The sequence below is a fragment of the Rubripirellula lacrimiformis genome, assembly GCF_007741535.1.
GTDB classification, from domain to species: domain Bacteria; phylum Planctomycetota; class Planctomycetia; order Pirellulales; family Pirellulaceae; genus Rubripirellula; species Rubripirellula lacrimiformis.
Window position 1 is genome coordinate 6,367,379 of sequence record NZ_CP036525.1, and the last position, 17,286, is coordinate 6,384,664.

Sequence of the window (17,286 nt, forward strand, 5' to 3'; positions counted from 1 at the left end):
GCCAGATTGTATCCGGATCCCTCCGCCAATCCAGGCTTGTCAAACACGAACTGGCGACGCACGGTGCGGCCGACCACCGCCCGCATGGTCGGCGCCGACCGATTCGCCAAAAACTTGACACCCCAACCTGGCATCGCCAAAAAAGACGCATCGTCTTTACCGGGCTTCTCTTTCGATCCAAGGTTGTCGCCATGCTTCGTTTTGCTTTGCCGCTGGTAGGGTTCGTTTTGGTTGCAACGAGTCTCGCTGATGACGCCGCGGAAGATGCCGTCTTGGCCAAGCTAGGCGGTGGTCAACTCGCCAAAACGTTCCAGGTTCAGGTCAGCGATCCGGACGGCAATCCGATCGATGGCGTCACGGTCACACCGTGGGCGCTGCGATCTTCCCAAGGGCATGGTCGTTGGTCCGGCGGCGACGACCTTGCCGAGATGCCGCCCCAACCGGTCACCACAGGTCCCGACGGAATCGCGACGATTCGCTATCCGTTCTATCGTGACGTGAATGAACGCACTCGCACGTTCAGCGTGTCGGCGATCCTGTCACATCCCGACTTTACCATCGATGATTCGGTTCACATCGACGTGCCGCTTTTGGACGACGGGCCTCACAAGATCGAAATGTCACACGCCGCTTCGATTTCGCTGATCCCGCTATCCAGTTCGCCGGATTTTCACATCGACCAAGTCTACGTCGTGTCGTCGGACCGGATCAGCTCTCGAAACGAATTGCCGATCATTTTGGGGCGGCGAGATCGCAGGGTGACCGCTGTCACCGGCGAAACCTTGACGTTGACGCTGCAGTTAGAACCAACCGGTATCGAAACGCTTGGCGAATACGACAAGCTGGCCGGTATCGTGTTCGGCTGCTCGACACGCGAGGGCAAGCAGATTTGTGCGTTGCCCGAAGTTCGCGAAAAGATGGACGCCTTTGCTCGCCGACTTCGCGAAGCCGACAACCCGCGTGATCCGGCCGTACTCGCCGAAGCGTTTGCCGTTGTCGCCGAAGCGTTCGATCGCGCCGACGACCTGGGGGAAGCAGCGAAATGGCGTGTCAAAGCGGACGCGGAAAAGGCCAAGCTTCAGCACCCAACCGAAACCACTCAGTCGCGATAGCACGGCGTTTGCTTTCCAAGGCGACGATTGATTGGTGTCCGCTGCGTATGAAGCACTGGCTCACGAACCTTCTGCGATACAGAACAGATGTTGTTGCCCGCGGATGAACATCTCGTCGTCCACGATCGCGGGCGTGGCATCGACACCTTCGCCCAACGAGTTGACATTGACCACTTTCAGTTCGTTCGAATCCTCGATCACCACCGTCGTTCCACCGCGACCGGTCAAATAAACGAAGCCGCCGGCAGCGACAGGCGATGCGTACGTGACGCGGATGCCCGGCAACCGAACGGCCGAATAGTGTAGGTTCCCAGTGTTCGAATCGGCACAAGACAGTAGCCCCGATTTCCCCTTGAAGAAGAACAACCGGTTGCCTGAGAGCATCGGCGAAGCGATATCAGGCGTATCGCGGTTGATCGACCACAGCACCGCTTCGCTGCCGGCCAGATCACCGCGACCGGTCGGATCAAATGCCGCCATGAACGAACCCTGATAACCGCTGCCCACGAACACGCGAGTCCCATCGAAAAGGGGCGACGCGGCTGGCCGCTGAGTCTGTCCGGCACATCGCCAAAGTTCTTTACCGGTTTCTAAGTCGTAGGCCCGAGCACAGGTTTGTCCATTCATCACGACCTGCTTTGTCCCGCCTGCATCGATCACCATCGGCGTGGCCCAACAACTCGGTTCATCTCGCGGTGTCTTCCAGATCAATTCACCATTGGTTTTGTTGAATGCGTATAGATACGAATCGCCTTCGTGGTCCCAAGGCACCAGAATTTTCTGGCCAGCGATCGTCGGCGAACTGCCCTCACCGAAATCGTTCCGCGTATTCATTTTGTCAAACTCGTCGTGCTTCCAGACCAGCTTGCCATCCATGGTGTAGGCGTACAGCCCACGAGAACCAAAGTGCGAATAGACCATCGTGCCATCGGTGCACGGCGATGCCGAGGCGAACCCGTGTGTCGAATGAGTCGGTTGGTGGGGCGTGGCGATGACGGCGGTTTGTTTCCACAACAGGTTGCCATCAGCCCGCGAGAAACACAGTGTCTGGAAATCCAATTCGGGCAACCGCCCCGTCCTGCGTCCGGTGGGAACCGCGGTGGTGACGATCACGCGATCGTCCCAGACCACGGGCGATCCGGTGCCATTTCCGGGGATCGCCGCACGCCACTTCACATTTTCGGTCACCGACCACTTCGTTGGCGGGTTTCCTTCGACCGCCACGCCATTGCCGGTCGGCCCACGCCAATGCGGCCAATTTTCGGCGAGTGCCGTCAGCGGAAACAGCAACGATGCGATGACAAGAACGGGTTTCATAAGAAGATGAATCCAACCAGAGGGCGTTTCAATGGACGAGGCCGCCATTGTAGTGTGTGGACGCTCCCTGCAAGCCATGCACCCATCACCGTGCGCTGCCCACCAGTCAACGTTTGTAGTACCGCCTTCAGGCGGAATGGGGCCCGAGCATCGAGCCTGACCGAGTCAAGAAACTCCCGCTAAAGCCGGTACTACGAACGGTGCGGATGCATTTCAGGGGGTACTAGCTGGCTTCACACCCGGCGAGCACCGCTGCCAGATCGGGATCGGTGGTCCAGGCTTTGATGATCCGGGCCTCGGAATCCGAGGTCAGCGTAATTTTCAGCCAGAGGGTTTCTTCGGGAAGGCAAGTTCGAACCCGGTCCGCCCATTCGATGATCGTCCAGGCGTTGTCTTCATCGAACAGTTCGTCCACGCCAAGTTCAATGAATTCGTCTTCGTCGGCGACTCGGTAGGCATCCAAGTGATGCAGGGTGAGGGATTCCCCGCCGGATCGTTTGCCCTGGTGAGATTGCAGCAGGGTGAAGGTGGGGCTGGTGACGTCCGCGCGGTCGATCCCAACGGCACCGGCGATCGCTTGAGTCAACGATGTTTTCCCCGCCCCCAGCGTGCCGACCAATCCGATCGTCACACGGCCAGGCAATCGGGCGGCCAACGAATCGGCAAAACGCTGCAACTGTTCGAGAGACGTAATTTTAAATTCAATCATCGATTCGTCTGGCTAGTCTTTGAAAAACGCATCAACATCGCCGGCAAGAATACCAGGTCGGCGAACAACGCGCTGCCGATCGTCAGGATCCCCATCATCGCAAAGATCTGGTGATCTCGCGCGTCACTTAGCAGTGCGGTACTGAACCCCACGATCAAAACCACGGTCGTCATCACCAACGCCGTTCCCACACCCACAAAGGCGCGCCGGATGGCGCCGCTGTTCTCTGCATCGCTGGGGCTCGCGTTGCCGCCGAGTTCTTCTTGGTAACGCGTCAAAAAGTGAATCGTATCGTCGACAGCGATGCCCAAACAAACGGTAAAGGCACAGACACTGACAATTTCCAAACTCATTCCGAACACCCACAGCAATCCGCCCGTCAAAGCCAGCGGGAACAGGTTCGGCACGACGGAAATCAAACCCAACCGAAGCGAGCGATAGACGATCGACAAGACGACGAAAATGATGATGCTGGCCGACCCCAAACTCAAAGCCAGGTCGACGACGATCTGGTACAGTTTTTTCCAGCGCCGGACGGCGTCCCCCGACAAAGAAATCGAAACATCCGGATGATCCGCTTGGATCTGCGCCAGTCCGGTTTCGATTCGCTGGAAAACTTCGCCGTACGACGCGATGCCGATGTCTTGAATCCGAAATTGCACCGACGCCTGACGATCTCGGGGGCGATAGTAGGCCTGTTTTAGCGGAGGCGGCAACAGTTCCAACATCGACATTCGCGATGCGGTATCACCTTCGCCGGGCAGCGCCGCGATCAGGTTGACGATCGATAGCGGATTGCCAATCAAGGGCTCGGTCCGCAGCAATTCGTCCACCGCCTGAGCCACTCGGCCAATCTCGGGATCACCGGCGGGAACGTTCGCATTCCACTGCATGCGTACGGCCGCGGTTTCCAGTCCGCCCATCACTTGGTCCATGTGGGCCAGCGCCATGGTCGCCTCGCTGCCGGACGACATGTTGCTGGTCAGCCGTTCGTCGGGCCGCAGTTGCAGCGTGACCAGCCCCAAGATCAAGGTGGTCACGATCGCCAATGTGCTGATCACCTTGGGGCGCAGCAGCACAAAATCGATCACTTCTGAAATCCGTCCCAAGTTTTGGTCGACCAGATTGCGACCGTACCCCGAATGAACCCGTCGCCCCAGCGGACTGACGCAGGCCAACGGGATGACGGTGATCACCGAAATGAACGTCAGCAACACACCGATCACACAGCAGTAGCCGAATTCGCGAACGATCTCGTGATGCGCAAGCGCCAACGATCCAAACCCGATCGCTGTGGTCAACGATGTGATCCAACACGCCAACCCGACCTCGCGGATGGACCGTCGGGCCGCTTCGCTGGGCGATTTGCCTTCGGCTCGGTGACGACGGATCTGGACCATCATGTGCACACCGTCGGTGAATCCGACCATGCACAGCAACACCGGAACGATGACTGAATTGAATGGGTTGTTGTCCAAACCGATGAAATGCAACACGCCCAGCGTCCAAAACACTCCCATCGCCGGCGCCAGCGCCACGATGATTACACTGCTTAGCCCTCGGAACAGGATGAAGGCGATCAACAGTGCGATCGCGTACCCGATCAACTGGTATTTCAATTCGTTGGACCGAGTGCTGGCTGCACGACTGACGCGAATCGGAACTTCGCCGGTAACCGCAAAGTCCATCGTCACGTCTGCGTACTTGGCGACCGCCGCGGCCGCTGTGTCACGCAGCTTATCGGTTGCATCCGCGTCCTCGGTCACGAACAGCCAATCGATCTTGACCATCAACAATAACGTCTTGGTATCGGCGGACATCAATTGACCGACAACCAAGGGATGGTCCAGGGCACGCTGTTTGGCGGCTTTGTAGCGGGTCAGCGATGCATTGCGTCCCGGCAAAATCGGTTCGGGCAATCCAAAGATGTTCAGCGGCGGTGCTTCGTCCATCCAAAACACGCTTTCGACGTGGTCCAGGGCCTCGATTGCTGCCACCGCATCCCGAATCGCCTGTGCACCGTCCGGGGTAAAGAACTGATCGCTACGGACAACGATCACCACGTCGCCGTTGGCAACACGAATCGGACTGACGTTGGATCCCACCGAAGCAGGAGCGGGCGAATCCGTCTGCGCAGCCGACGTATCCGGCGGCCGCGATGACTTGGGTTCCGGCAGCACCAAACGCGGATCGTAATGGCCGATCGCCATCAGCCCCGTCCATGCGGTCAGCAGCGTCAACGTCCACCAGCGGTGACCGATGATCCAATCCGCCAGTCGTCCGATGCTGCCAAACACTCAATCGCTCGTTGTCAAAATTGGAACCGGTATCCCGCGTCGGGGAGGTCGGCGTGAAGAAGGAGAAAGAGGAAGAAGAAACCGACAGAATCAATCGAATCGCTGGGCAGCTTCGGTTCGGATTTCGTCGCGGCTGATCCGTCGGTCACGATCATGGTCGAACTGACCAAAGCTGAAGATCCGGACCGAATGTGGCAGTTCTTCTTCCACGATGAACCCATCCGAATTGTGGTCGAATCGTTGAAAGTACGATTCGACGAACTTGTCGGCTTTGGCAAACGCCTCGTCTTTCCGTTGCTGGCTTTCTTTTCGCTGTTGGGCTGCTTGTTTGGTTGATGGATCCGATGGGGTGGGAGCCGAATCGGATGTGTGCTTCAGCGGAATGGCCACGCTGATGAACGTGACCGCCATTTCCTGCCAAGTTTGGTCGCCCCAGGTCACGTATTCCTGCGGGTCGGGGTTGAACGGATTGGCTTTCGAATTATCGAACGTGGCCGCAAAGGAAAGCCGACTCACATCCGCCAACGGCAGCGGCTTGCTCAGTTCGTAGTTGTGCTGCCAATTGAAATCGTAATGCGGCACGTCCAAAAGAGTTTCTGTGGCGTCGTCGGATTCGCTGCGGAACTGATACGATTTGCCCCGCAGATGCATGTGCGGCATGATCGACAGCAGTTCGCCCGACCGGGGAAATCCGTGGATCCTTCCTTCGACAACGTAGTCGGATGCATGCGGTGGTATTTCGAACTCTTGTTCAATGCCGCCCATCGAAATGACTTCGTGGGTCACCGAATCGGCATCGGCAAAGACCAGTCCGATTTTGGTGATATCGGATTCAGGTTTGCCCGTGGGTGTGTAGTGCATTTGGAACACGATCCGAGATCCAGCCGGAATTCGCTGGGCATACCCGACCGGCAGTGGGCTTCGTCGTTGACCGGGAACGTAGGCCGACAGCAATCCGATCTGGCTTAGGTCGGCACCGTCGGGCGGTCGAACGAAGGCAATCGAGTGGTGGACGGCCGAGCGGTTCCCGGGGATCACTTCGGCGGCCTGCACCCAACGATCCGTTTCGAACCCGGTGTCGACCACATAGTACTGATACTCGACGGTGTCGCTGGCCGGTATTTCGAACGGCACCTTGGACATCGCCAATACCAAATCGGGTTCACGCGGCAACTGCCAGCCGACAACGTACGAAGTCGGCTCGGGCAGGTCGGCTACGTCTCCATAAGGCATGCCTGCGTCGACCCACTGGCGCAGCAACTGTTTGTCAGATTCGGGCATCAACCTGGCATTGGCCAGTTCGGCGTGTCCATCCGCTGCATGCCACGGTGGCATCCGCCCCTGATCGATCACTTCGATCGACATATCGCCCCAACCCAGGACTTCGTCATAGTCGTCCAGAGCGAACGGTCCAATTTCGCCTTCGCGATGGCATTCCACACAGTGTTGGTTCAGCACACGGCTGATCTGGTCACAGTAGGTCACCGGTGCATCGACTTGTTCTTGGCGGCCGGTCGGTTTGGGAAGCGAGATCAGGCATCCAACGGCGGTCGTTCGAGGGGTGGCGACATCGTGTCCATCGACCAACGCCTGGATCGCATCGCGCAGATCGTGGACCGTGGCTTCGGATCTAGCAATGCCGGGTTGGTACTGATCATCGATTCGGCCGCGATACTGGACACGTCCGATGCGATCGACAACCACAACTTCGGGCGTGCGTGTCGCCATCACGTCCAATGCCACCAATCGGTCATGATCCTTCGCGATAGGAAACGATACGCCATGGTCGGCTGCGTACTGGCGAATCTCGTCGACCGAGTCTTGAATGTTGCTGTTGACGCCGATGAAGGCGACGCCGGAGGTCGCTAATTGGTCGGCCAGCGACTGCAGCCTTGGGCCATAGACTTTTGCCAGCGGGCACTCGGTCCCCAGAAAACACAGCACTGTGAAATCGGCGCGATCGCTGGCCCCCATCGAAACTTGTTTCAGCGTCCGATCGGATCCTGCCGACGGCAGCGAGAAGTCCGCCACTTGTCCCAGGTCATCGATCTCAGCGGCGTTGATCCCAGCGGCGTTGATCCCAGCGGCGTTGGGCGACGCAAGCGAAGTGACGGGCGAAGAATCGGCGGCAATCACGAGGCTAGCCCCCAGGACCAAGACCAGTCCTGCCGCAATCCCCAACCATCGCTGAGCGGTCGATGTCGCCCCAGCACGAGACGCCGGTCCTGGGTCAGTGTGAAGGATTCGTTTCATGAAATCAGTGTTCCAATCCGTAGTGATCGCAGGCGAAGGCTGACTGCATCGTACAAGAAACCCCCAGCGTCACCACGATGGGGTCAGGGTGGGTCGTAGCCACCCGGATTCCAGGGATGGCATCGCATGATCCGCCGCGTGCCACGATAGATGCCACGAATGACCCCAAATTTACGAATCGATTCGATCGTGTACTGGCTGCAGGTCGGTGTGAACCGGCAATTCGGTCCCAACAGGGGGCTGATTGCGATTTGGTAAAACCGAATCGGCAAGATGATTGCGGCTTGGATGCCTCGTCGGATCACCGTCGATCCTTGCGTTTGAAAGGGAAAGCGTGTTTTCGCCGAAATGATTCGTTCAGCTCGCTATCCTATCCCGGACACCAATGTTACGGCAGTGTCGATCAGCTATTACAATCGAACCGACAACCCTGCCTACGCATCTTTGCGTACATTCCCCCCACCACGGTTTTTCCTGCCATGAAAAAAAGTTTGCTTTTGTTTTCCGCGATGGCTGCCGCCATTGGTTTCGGCAACTTGGTCGCCACTTGTACGGTTTCGGCCGAGGACATTCCCAGCGGCTTTACGTCGATCTTCGATGGGAAAACGCTGGACGGTTGGGATGCCCGACCGCATTTCAGCCCGATCGAATTCAAAGCGTTGTCGGACGACGCACGCGCTGAAAAGATGAGCCAGTGGATGGCCGAGGCCAAACAGCACTGGAGCGTCGAAAATGGCGAACTGGTCAACGATGGATCCGGCCCCTACTTGGTGTCCGCCAAAGACTACACCGATTACGAACTGGTCATCGACTACAAGACGGTCCCCAAGGCCGACAGCGGCATCTATTTGAAAGGATCCCCACAGGTTCAGATCTGGGACTTCACCGACACAACCAAGTTCAAACTGGGCGCCGACAAAGGAAGCGGCGGATTGTGGAACAACAGTGCTGGCGCTGCTGGCAAAGATCCCGCTGTCCTAGCCGACAAGCCTTTTGGTCAGTGGAACCGATTCCGCATTATCCAGATCGGCGCACGAACGACCGTTTATCTGAACGACCAATTGGTCGTCGATAACGCGATCATGGAAAACTATTGGGACCGTGAATCACCGCTGTTCCGCAGTGGCCCGATTGAATTGCAAACCCACGGCGGCGAAATCCGCTGGCGTAACATTGCGGTCAAGGAACTGTCGGCTGAAGAAGCCAACGAATATCTGTCGAGCCGAGGCAACGACGGATTCACAAGCCTGTTCGATGGCAAAAGCTTGGACGGATGGCAGGGATCGCCCGAAAACTACGAAGTGGTTGACGGTGCCATTCGCTGCCAACAGGGCAAGGGCGGTCTGCTGCTGACCAAGGACGAATACAAGAACTTTGTCGCTCGTGTTGAATTCCGACTGCCTGCCGGCGGAAACAACGGACTGGCGATTCGGGCTCCGCTGGGTGGCGACGCAGCTTATTCTGCAATGACCGAGCTGCAGGTGCTGGACTCGGAACACCCCAAGTATGCCAAATTGGATTCACGTCAATATCACGGCAGCGCCTACGGAATGGCTGCCGCGACGCGTGGCTATCTGCGTGACGTCGGCCAATGGAACTATCAAGAAGTCACCGTGGACGGCATGCGGATCAAAGTGGAACTCAATGGCAACGTGATCCTGGATACGGACCTTGCGGAAGCCAAAGATTTCTTGGCTGACAAGAAGCACCCTGGTCTGAAGCGAGAAACCGGCCACTTTGGATTCGCCGGACACAATGACCCGGTCGAATTCCGAAACGTTTCGATCAAACAGCTGCCGTAACCACCGGTTACCGTGATCGATCCGTCATGGATCGAAAATGCTGAACCACTTTCGCAGCGATCCAGGCCGGAACCAGGATCGCTGCGGCGTCGGTAAACCGGCCCAGCGGTGGGCTGGTCAAGATGACAAACCCGACCTGCGCCACCGCGTAGGTCAGTGCGACGATGCAAAGCGTGTCGATGCCATCATCGTTGATGACTCGCACGATCTTGCGGCCCAACAACAGCCGCCACAGTTCGCCCACCGCAGCCAGCACCATCGCGACCAGAAACAGCGGGTGCATCACGATGTCGGCGGCCATGGCCCATGCGGCCCGCCTGGCCCCCAACAGCAACCACTTGGCATAGCGAAGGGGATACTCGGAAACGATCTGTCGGTTCATCGACGCGATCGCGTTGTGGTTGGCGATCGTGTCATCGCCGTAAATCTCTCTCGCCGCGGGTACCACCGCCTGATAGATCAGGTCATTCCAGCGTCCTTCGATCGTCATCGTTTCGACGGATCGATCGCCCGTCGGATTCCCTCCCGGAAACTGATACCCGTCCGCGATCCGCTGTCGCCGGTGGCGGATGATTGCGTGGGCTAATGGTGATGACGGATGGTCAAGTGCGATCAGTTCGTCATCGTCCACCAATTGAATGGTTAACCCCGCCAAATTCTGGTGACCAAACGGCAGCACGCCAAAGTCACCGACCACCGCGCCGCGAAGCCCCATCCATGCAATCACCGCCACCGTGATGATCGCCGGCGCCACCGCGACAGGCCGCCAAGCCCCCGACCAGCCCCGCCCAGCCGATCGCATTGCGGACGACGAATGCGGTCGATTCACGTCGGATGGCCCCGCCGCCCGACTGGCGCGGAACCACAAACAGATTCCGCATACCAAGGCCCAAGGTGCCAACGACAGATACGCTGGACGCAGCGAGATCGCCAAGATCGAAAACAACGCGATCCCGATCGATGCCCCCCAAGGTTGCCCCAGTCGGTCCCATCGCAGCATCGCGACCGCTGCCATGACGCCCATCGATGCCGCCGGAGCGTCGGTCGCCAAGGTCGAAACGTGGTCCATGAAGGTGCACCCCAACGCGACCGCCAACGCCGAGGCAATCGCCACCGAGGTTGCTGTGCCGCGGCGGCGTAGTTCGATCCCCAACCACCAGGCTGCGACGGCGTGCAACAGAATCTGCAGAACCGGAATCGCAGATTCACCGACAACCGCAATCACCGACCTTAGAAAGATCGGATACCCCGGCGTGCGAATGCTTCGCAGGGCAGAGCCGAGCGAATCGAAAGGGTAATTCAGGTAGCTAAACGTATCATCGACGTGGTGCGGTTCGCATCGACCGGTCACCCACGCGACGACCAGCATGATCGCGGACAAGGCCACCAGAGAACAAACCGGGCGTGACGAAACAGACGACTTCAAGGCAGCGACGGGAAGAATGAGGATGCGTTGGCAATTGCAATTCCGTGATCACCGCAGGCAAACCGCCTCGGCAAATCCCAGTGACGCGACCAGAAACCCGATCGAGCGAGCGGAAATACGGGGCAGGGGTGATTCAGATTTTGGTCACTGGTCGGATACCTGATCCTGGTAGGCATCCAGTGCAGGCAGGGCCTGTGTTTCGTCCCACTGCGGATCCCACGGCGGCGGATCGTTGACGTAGGACCGCAACATCGCGTCGGCCAACCCACGAACCTTGGCCTTGGGTGACTTCAAAGCTGCGAACATTTGTTTCAACTGTTCGGGTCTGGGATCGGCTCCCGTGCGAATCAACTGCATCCATTGGTCCAATTCCGATCGTCGTTGCGGATCAGCGATATCCAGTTCGATCGCCGCCCAAACCGGTTCGTACCGCGGATCGTTTTTGGGCAACAAAGCGATCGCTTCGACCGCCGCTTGGCGGATGCGGGGCGAACGATTGCCCAGCAATTCGAACACGCGACTGTTGGCCAACGAAACTCGCATCTCCACCAATTTCGACAACTCAGCCGACTGTTCGCTGGTCAGCCGAGTAGACGATGCCAAACGGTTGATCTGGGCCTCCAGATCGACGACCAAATCTTTGGACGCACCGATCTGACTTAGCAGCACCTTGCTGAGCGTCGGCGGTGACTGGCTGTACCAGCTAGGGGTCTGCGACGACGGGTTCGCGATCGTCACCGGCCCTGAACTTGTCAGCCGGATCGATTCGTCATACAGCCATCCTTCGTCCGTCCTTAGACGTGCATTTTGCATCTGCAATTCCATGCCGCCGGCTACCGAACTGATCCGCAGACTGCCATCCATCGAAAAGGTGACTTGGCCCAAATCGGTCGCGCCTCGGCGCAACCGGATCACGGTTCCGTCCGCCACACCCTGGATGGCGACCTCGCCATAGTGAACGTCCATCTGAGCCGAAACCTGGGCATCCCCGCTGCCGATCGTCGCCATCGAATCGGGAGCAAGAATCAACTGACCACCGTCGTTCAATTCAGCGACCGCGCGGGACAATCGCAGAGCGACGAAACGGTTGGCAGCTTTCAAAGGAAACGTTTCTTCCACAGCGATTCGACGAACCACGAAACGCGGAGGCGCGTCGGGCGCGACAGACACCGCACCGACAAGTCCGCTGATTTGGTTCCACTGGATCGATGTAATCTTCGCAGGCGGCGACGAACGATCAGCCGATTCGTCCAACAGTGTTTTCGCGGGTCGCCCGACAGGGACGGCATCGACCATTGGAACAGCGGCAGCTGGAACGGGCGGTGTTTTGACCGGCGGTGTTTTGACTGGCGGTGATGGAGACGATTCGGGCGTGGTGCCTTCCGGTACCGCGGCCGGCAACACATCGGTTTGGCTGGAATCGGGGGCGCCGCTTGGCGACGCTGCGGTGCCCATGTTCGGATCGGCTTTGGCCGACGCGTCAGGCGTTCCAGAGCCCGCTTCGGTAACGACCGGACCGGCTGGACCGGTCGGATTGACCGGACCGGTTGGCGGAACCGTCACTGGCGAAGAATCCGCCAGCGAGCCTCCCTCACCGGCCACGGAATCGTCGCTGCCTGCGGCATCCACCACCTGACTAGAATCATCGATCAATGGCGGGTCCGCTTCGGCGACAAGTCCGGCTGCGCCGGCGACCACCTCGGACGATTCCCCAGCGGATCCATCCCACGTCCGCTGGATCAAGAACCATCCTAGGGCGGCGACCGCCACGATGGGGACCAGCATGCCTAGCCGCCAACGCCGCGTCGACACCTCGGGTTCGTGCATCATCCGCGCGATATCTTTCTGCGATATCAGTTCGACCGGATGAGTCGCCAGCAATCGATTGGTCAATTCAAGATCGACAGGGGGCAGAAACTGCACCGGCGTGCGGAGGGCTCGGGAAGCTGCGACCAGTTCGGCGATCACGCCGTTGTCGACCAACACCGCGCGGCACACCGCGGCGATCGCATCCGGATCCAAATCGCCATCAACGAAGGCGGCGACCTGTTCGATCGGGATCACCGTGACAACGGTCGACGGGTCCGCTTTCTGGACTCGCAATTCTTTGGCCACTCGACTGACGACATCGCCGATGGGAAGCGGCTTTCCGTCCGCCGTCTGGGCGCTGAGATGCTTGTCGATCGATTCCAATATGGCTTGACGGTTCATTCGCTCGGCTCCTCCATCCATTGCCGCAGTTGGGTTTCGGCATGACGAAGCGTGGGCCCGATCGTCCCAATCGGGATCTCCAATTTCTGGCTGATCTGGGCATAGCTTTGGCCCTGCAGATGGAACAGGGCAACAACGCTACGTTCCCGGGGTGGCAGTCGATCGATCAACGTTTGGACTCGGTGGTTGTGATCCGCATTGATGACGCGTGCTACGTGATCGCCATCACTAACAGGCTCTGTTTTTCGCGGCAGGTCGCCGGCGACGACAAGTCGGTTGCGGGCAAAGTAACGTGTCGCGCTGCGCGTCGCGATGACGGCGATGAAGGTGGCCAGCGAAGACCGTCCCTGAAACGCTCGCAGCGGCGCCGAATCATGGGCCACCATCGCCGCGAACACCTCGGCCGTCGCATCGTCAATCGCCGATTCGTCGTCACCGCGTCCAAACGCCGCCGAAACATCGGCCACTCGCGTCCGTACCAAACGTTCGTGTTGATGCACGAACGATCGCCATGCGGTCGTGCTGCCCGAGATCACGCGCGCGACCAAACTACGGTCGTTGGCACGGCGTAAAACCGGGTCATTGGGATCGGCGGTATCCGATGCTGTGGCCATCGCGGCAGACTTTCAACAGGAAAAAATGGATCCGAGTGAACGGACCGGCAAAAAACCAACGGACCGCATCGGGCGTTTCCACCACTCAGCACGATCGCCCAGCGGCCTTGTCACGATGCCCGATCCCAAGCCGTTGACCGATGTGTTCGCCGGCTCTTTGCTAGCTGAGTACCATCTTACACCGACCTGGGTGACCAGCGGACAGATTGTGCAGGCCAGATCCGCCCGACCCGACAGTACTGCCCCCCGGCGGATTGACCCAAACCGCGAATCCCGCGACGGGAGCATGGATTCGGCGACTGGTGTCGACTCGCTTGCACCCAACCCGCGGGGATTCGACGGAGGATTTCGTCAGCTATTTCAGCAGTTGGGCCAGCCGCCGGATCAGTTCTTGGCGATCATGGGGCGTCGACGTGGCCTGCAATTTGTTGCTCAATTCCAAAATGAATGCGGCGTAATCATTGTGCCAATCGCGTTGCAGTTGGGTCGGATCGATCCGCGGTTCGGGACGTGACACCGACACAGGCGGTTCGCCCGCGACCAGTTCAAAGCTCTCGTCGAACTGGGGCAGGTAGATTTTGTCGCGGCTGTAGCCGTTCTGTGCGACCAGGTCCGCCAACACGCTGCGCGAATCGTCTTCGCCGTGATTGAGAAACAGGCCACCGGTGACCGGTCCACGCTCGACCAACCACTGAACCAATTCGGGTTGATCGGCGTGCGCGGAATAGTTGCCCAAGCGGCGGATGTCAGCCCGCACTTGGTATTCTTTGCCGTGTATCCGAACTTGCTTGGCACCGCTGGTGATGATGTGCCCCAAAGTTCCCGGCGACTGATAGCCGACGAACAGGATCGTCGATTCGGGCCGATAGATATTGTTCTTCAAGTGATGCTTGATCCGGCCTGCGGTGCACATCCCACTGGCGGAAATGATGATCGCTCCCTTTTTGACGTCGTTGATTGCCTTGCTCTCTTCGACGCTTTCGACCAAGCGAAAATTCTTGTGTCGAAACAGTTTCGACGGTTCAATTTCAATGTCTTCCATTTCGCCGGCATACTTGATGAACACCTCGGTCGCTTTGCGAGCCAGCGGAGAGTCCAGGAAGACGGTCGCATTGGGAATCTCTCCCGAGTTCAGCAGCACGGCGATGTCGTGCAACAGTTCTTGGCTTCGTTCCACCGCGAACGAAGGGATCACGACGTTGCCGCCCTTTTCCAGCGCTCGATTCAATTCCACCTTCATCGCATCGCGACGCTCTTTCAACGTATAGTCGACTCGATCGCGGTCCCCGTAGGTGCTTTCACAGATGATGTAGTCGTAACCGCTGGGCGCATCCGGTTCGGGGTGAAACGCTTTTTCCTCGGGGCCCAAGTCACCGGAGAACAACAGACGCAGGGTCTTGCCCTTTTCGTCGACTTGGATCTCGGCCGACAAGGATCCCAGCAAGTGGCCGGCGTTCCAGAACCGAGTGCGAATCCCCGGTTTGGGTTCGAACCAGGTTTCATAGTCATAGCCTTTCACTTGCTGCAAAGTCTTTTCGGCATCCTGGATCGTATAAATCGGTTCGACCGCAGGATCGCCACGCCGCTCGTTCTTTCGGTTCTGGCGATCGGCATTGGACTCTTGGATGTAAGCCGAATCACGCAGCATGACCTCCAACAAATCCTTCGTTGCCGGCGTTGTGTAGATCGGCCCGCTGAAACCTGCCTTGGTCAGTTTGGGCAGCAATCCGCTGTGGTCGATATGGGCGTGCGTCAGGATCAAGAATTCGACCTTGGACGGATCAAACGGAAACTCCCCTAGGTTCAATTCTTGGGTGGTTCGGTTCCCTTGAAATAGTCCACAGTCCACCATGAAGGTGCCGGCTTCGGATTGAATGTGGCTGCAAGATCCTGTGACGGTGCCGGCGGCGCCGCAAAACTTCAACGTGGCCATGGATTGCTCGGGGGGAGTGACGCGAAAAGGGTACCGATGGTCGATCGGACTGTCCGCATCAGTGTAAAACACTTCCGGGCGGCCGGAGTGTCAGATCGGTCGTTATCCGTTTTCTTCCCTCCAAAAAAACGATTCCATGCACAAGCTTATCTGGACCACTGTTTTTGCGTTGTCCGTGGCCGCCGGACCAACATCGGCTGCCGACGATGTATTTTTGGGTCAAGGCATGATGGTCGGCGAAGTGACTACCGATTCCGCACTGATTCAAACTCGGCTGACCGTATCGGACCATTTGGATGGCGATGGCGACCTGGCCGGCGCCGGCGGTGTCGCATTGGTTGAATATGCGGACAACCCAGCGTTTGACAACGCGACCGAATCGAAGACCGCAACCACCACGGCCGACCATGACTTCATTGCCCGTTGGCAGGTCGACGGATTGCGTCCGGGCACGAAATACCACTATCGCATCCGGTTCGGCATAACGTCCCCCAGCCAGATCGGACCGACCGGAACCTTCCACACACTGGCCGGTCAAACATCCGACGCCATGGTCCGCTTCGTCGTTGGCAGTTGCATGAATTACTGCAAATTCATGTATGGCAAACCAGCCAAAGCATCCGGACCGATCACGGCCACCGATGAAGACAAACAGCTCGGTTACCGATCCTTTGCGGCGATGCCAAGCTTTGCACCGGAATTCTTTGTCGGCACCGGCGACATCGTGTACTACGACAACCCGGTTCGCAACGCAAAGTCGCGATCGCAAATGCGGAAGTGCTGGCACGAACAGTTCAGGTTTCCTCGCATGATCGACTTCCTAGCCCAAACACCGGCCTATTGGTCCAAAGACGATCATGACTTCCGATTCGACGACGCTGACCGCCGAGACAGACAACGCAATCCATCGCCGAGCAAGGGCATCCGAATTTTTCGCGAACAGATGCCGATCGTTGCCCAAGCCGACGAAACAACGGCGACATACCGCACGCACCGGATCAGCCGACATCTGCAACTTTGGTTCACCGAAGGGCGCGACTATCGATCGCTGAACGAGATGGAAGACGGTCCAGAGAAAACCCTGTGGGGCACCGAGCAACGGGAATGGCTGATGCGAACTCTCGCCGAAAGTGATGCGACCTGGAAGATCCTTGTCACCCCCACGCCAATGGTCGGCCCCGACGACAAACGCAAAACCGATAACCACACCAACCTGGGCGGTTTTCGGCACGAGGCGGATGCATTCTTTCAGTGGATCCAACAGAACCAGATCAGCGGCTTTCTGACGATCTGTGGGGATCGCCATTGGCAGTACCACAGCATCCACCCCAGCGGCATCGAAGAATTTGCTTGCGGTGCACTGAACGACGAAAACTCGCGCCGGGGCGTTTCGCCTGGAGCCAAAAACGGCACCGATCCACAAGGCTTGATCCGACAACCGTTTACCTACGACGAACCCAGCGGCGGGTTCCTAGCAATCGAAGCTGACAAGCATCTGAAAATCCAATTCGTCAACGACCACGGCGAAGTGCTACACAGCGTCATCAAGCAAGCGAAAGAACCCAAGCCCGTCGTGGGATTCACCAAAATCCCACGTTGAGCCATGGAGGGG

12 protein-coding genes are annotated in these 17,286 nt (G+C 58.4%); 3 read left to right on the forward strand and 9 right to left on the reverse strand.

What is annotated here, in order from left to right:
• Window positions 1-191 precede the first annotated feature (191 nt).
• Window positions 192-1,112, forward strand: coding sequence for an Ig-like domain-containing protein (locus K227x_RS22300; protein ID WP_246146044.1), 921 nt, complete (start codon window positions 192-194; stop codon window positions 1,110-1,112).
• A 60-nt stretch (window positions 1,113-1,172) separates the two neighbouring features.
• Here the strand turns inward: K227x_RS22300 and K227x_RS22305 are convergent, their stop codons facing one another.
• From K227x_RS22305 to yidD, 5 genes are all read right to left on the reverse strand, one after another.
• A complete protein-coding gene (locus K227x_RS22305; protein WP_145173050.1) occupies window positions 1,173-2,429 on the reverse strand; it encodes an outer membrane protein assembly factor BamB family protein in 1,257 nt (418 codons plus the stop codon).
• A 223-nt stretch (window positions 2,430-2,652) separates the two neighbouring features.
• Window positions 2,653-3,138 (reverse strand): tRNA (adenosine(37)-N6)-threonylcarbamoyltransferase complex ATPase subunit type 1 TsaE, encoded by a 486-nt coding sequence (gene tsaE / locus K227x_RS22310; RefSeq protein WP_145173053.1) that lies wholly within the window; start codon window positions 3,136-3,138, stop codon window positions 2,653-2,655.
• On the reverse strand, window positions 3,135-5,435 hold the full coding sequence (locus K227x_RS22315) for an efflux RND transporter permease subunit (RefSeq protein ID WP_246146045.1): 2,301 nt from the start codon (window positions 5,433-5,435) through the stop codon (window positions 3,135-3,137). The genes tsaE and K227x_RS22315 overlap by 4 nt, the downstream gene beginning before the upstream one ends.
• A gap of 90 nt (window positions 5,436-5,525) precedes the next feature.
• Window positions 5,526-7,688, reverse strand: coding sequence for a redoxin domain-containing protein (locus K227x_RS22320; protein ID WP_145173056.1), 2,163 nt, complete (start codon window positions 7,686-7,688; stop codon window positions 5,526-5,528).
• 83 nt (window positions 7,689-7,771) lie between these two features.
• Entirely contained in the window at window positions 7,772-7,993 is a 222-nt protein-coding gene (gene yidD / locus K227x_RS22325; RefSeq protein ID WP_246146046.1) for a membrane protein insertion efficiency factor YidD, read from the reverse strand.
• Window positions 7,994-8,167: 174 nt separating this feature from the next.
• Between yidD and K227x_RS22330 the strand changes: the two genes are divergently transcribed.
• Window positions 8,168-9,490, forward strand: coding sequence for a 3-keto-disaccharide hydrolase (locus K227x_RS22330; RefSeq protein ID WP_145173059.1), 1,323 nt, complete (start codon window positions 8,168-8,170; stop codon window positions 9,488-9,490).
• Window positions 9,491-9,497: 7 nt separating this feature from the next.
• Here the strand turns inward: K227x_RS22330 and K227x_RS22335 are convergent, their stop codons facing one another.
• The 4 genes from K227x_RS22335 to K227x_RS22350 all read right to left on the reverse strand — a co-directional run bounded on the left by K227x_RS22335 (window position 9,498) and on the right by K227x_RS22350 (window position 15,674).
• On the reverse strand, window positions 9,498-10,916 hold the full coding sequence (locus tag K227x_RS22335; protein ID WP_218933449.1) for a hypothetical protein: 1,419 nt from the start codon (window positions 10,914-10,916) through the stop codon (window positions 9,498-9,500).
• 144 nt (window positions 10,917-11,060) lie between these two features.
• On the reverse strand, window positions 11,061-13,127 hold the full coding sequence (locus tag K227x_RS22340) for a hypothetical protein (protein WP_145173065.1): 2,067 nt from the start codon (window positions 13,125-13,127) through the stop codon (window positions 11,061-11,063).
• The gene (locus K227x_RS22345) at window positions 13,124-13,741 is read right to left on the reverse strand and encodes an RNA polymerase sigma factor (RefSeq protein WP_145173068.1); all 618 of its coding nucleotides are present in this window, start codon (window positions 13,739-13,741) and stop codon (window positions 13,124-13,126) included. The genes K227x_RS22340 and K227x_RS22345 overlap by 4 nt, the downstream gene beginning before the upstream one ends.
• 355 nt (window positions 13,742-14,096) lie before the next feature.
• Window positions 14,097-15,674 (reverse strand): MBL fold metallo-hydrolase, encoded by a 1,578-nt coding sequence (locus K227x_RS22350; protein WP_145173071.1) that lies wholly within the window; start codon window positions 15,672-15,674, stop codon window positions 14,097-14,099.
• Between the two features lie 136 nt (window positions 15,675-15,810).
• On the opposite strand from K227x_RS22350, the gene K227x_RS22355 reads away from it, so the two are divergent.
• The gene (locus K227x_RS22355) at window positions 15,811-17,274 is read left to right on the forward strand and encodes an alkaline phosphatase D family protein (protein ID WP_246146047.1); all 1,464 of its coding nucleotides are present in this window, start codon (window positions 15,811-15,813) and stop codon (window positions 17,272-17,274) included.
• Window positions 17,275-17,286 lie beyond the last annotated feature (12 nt).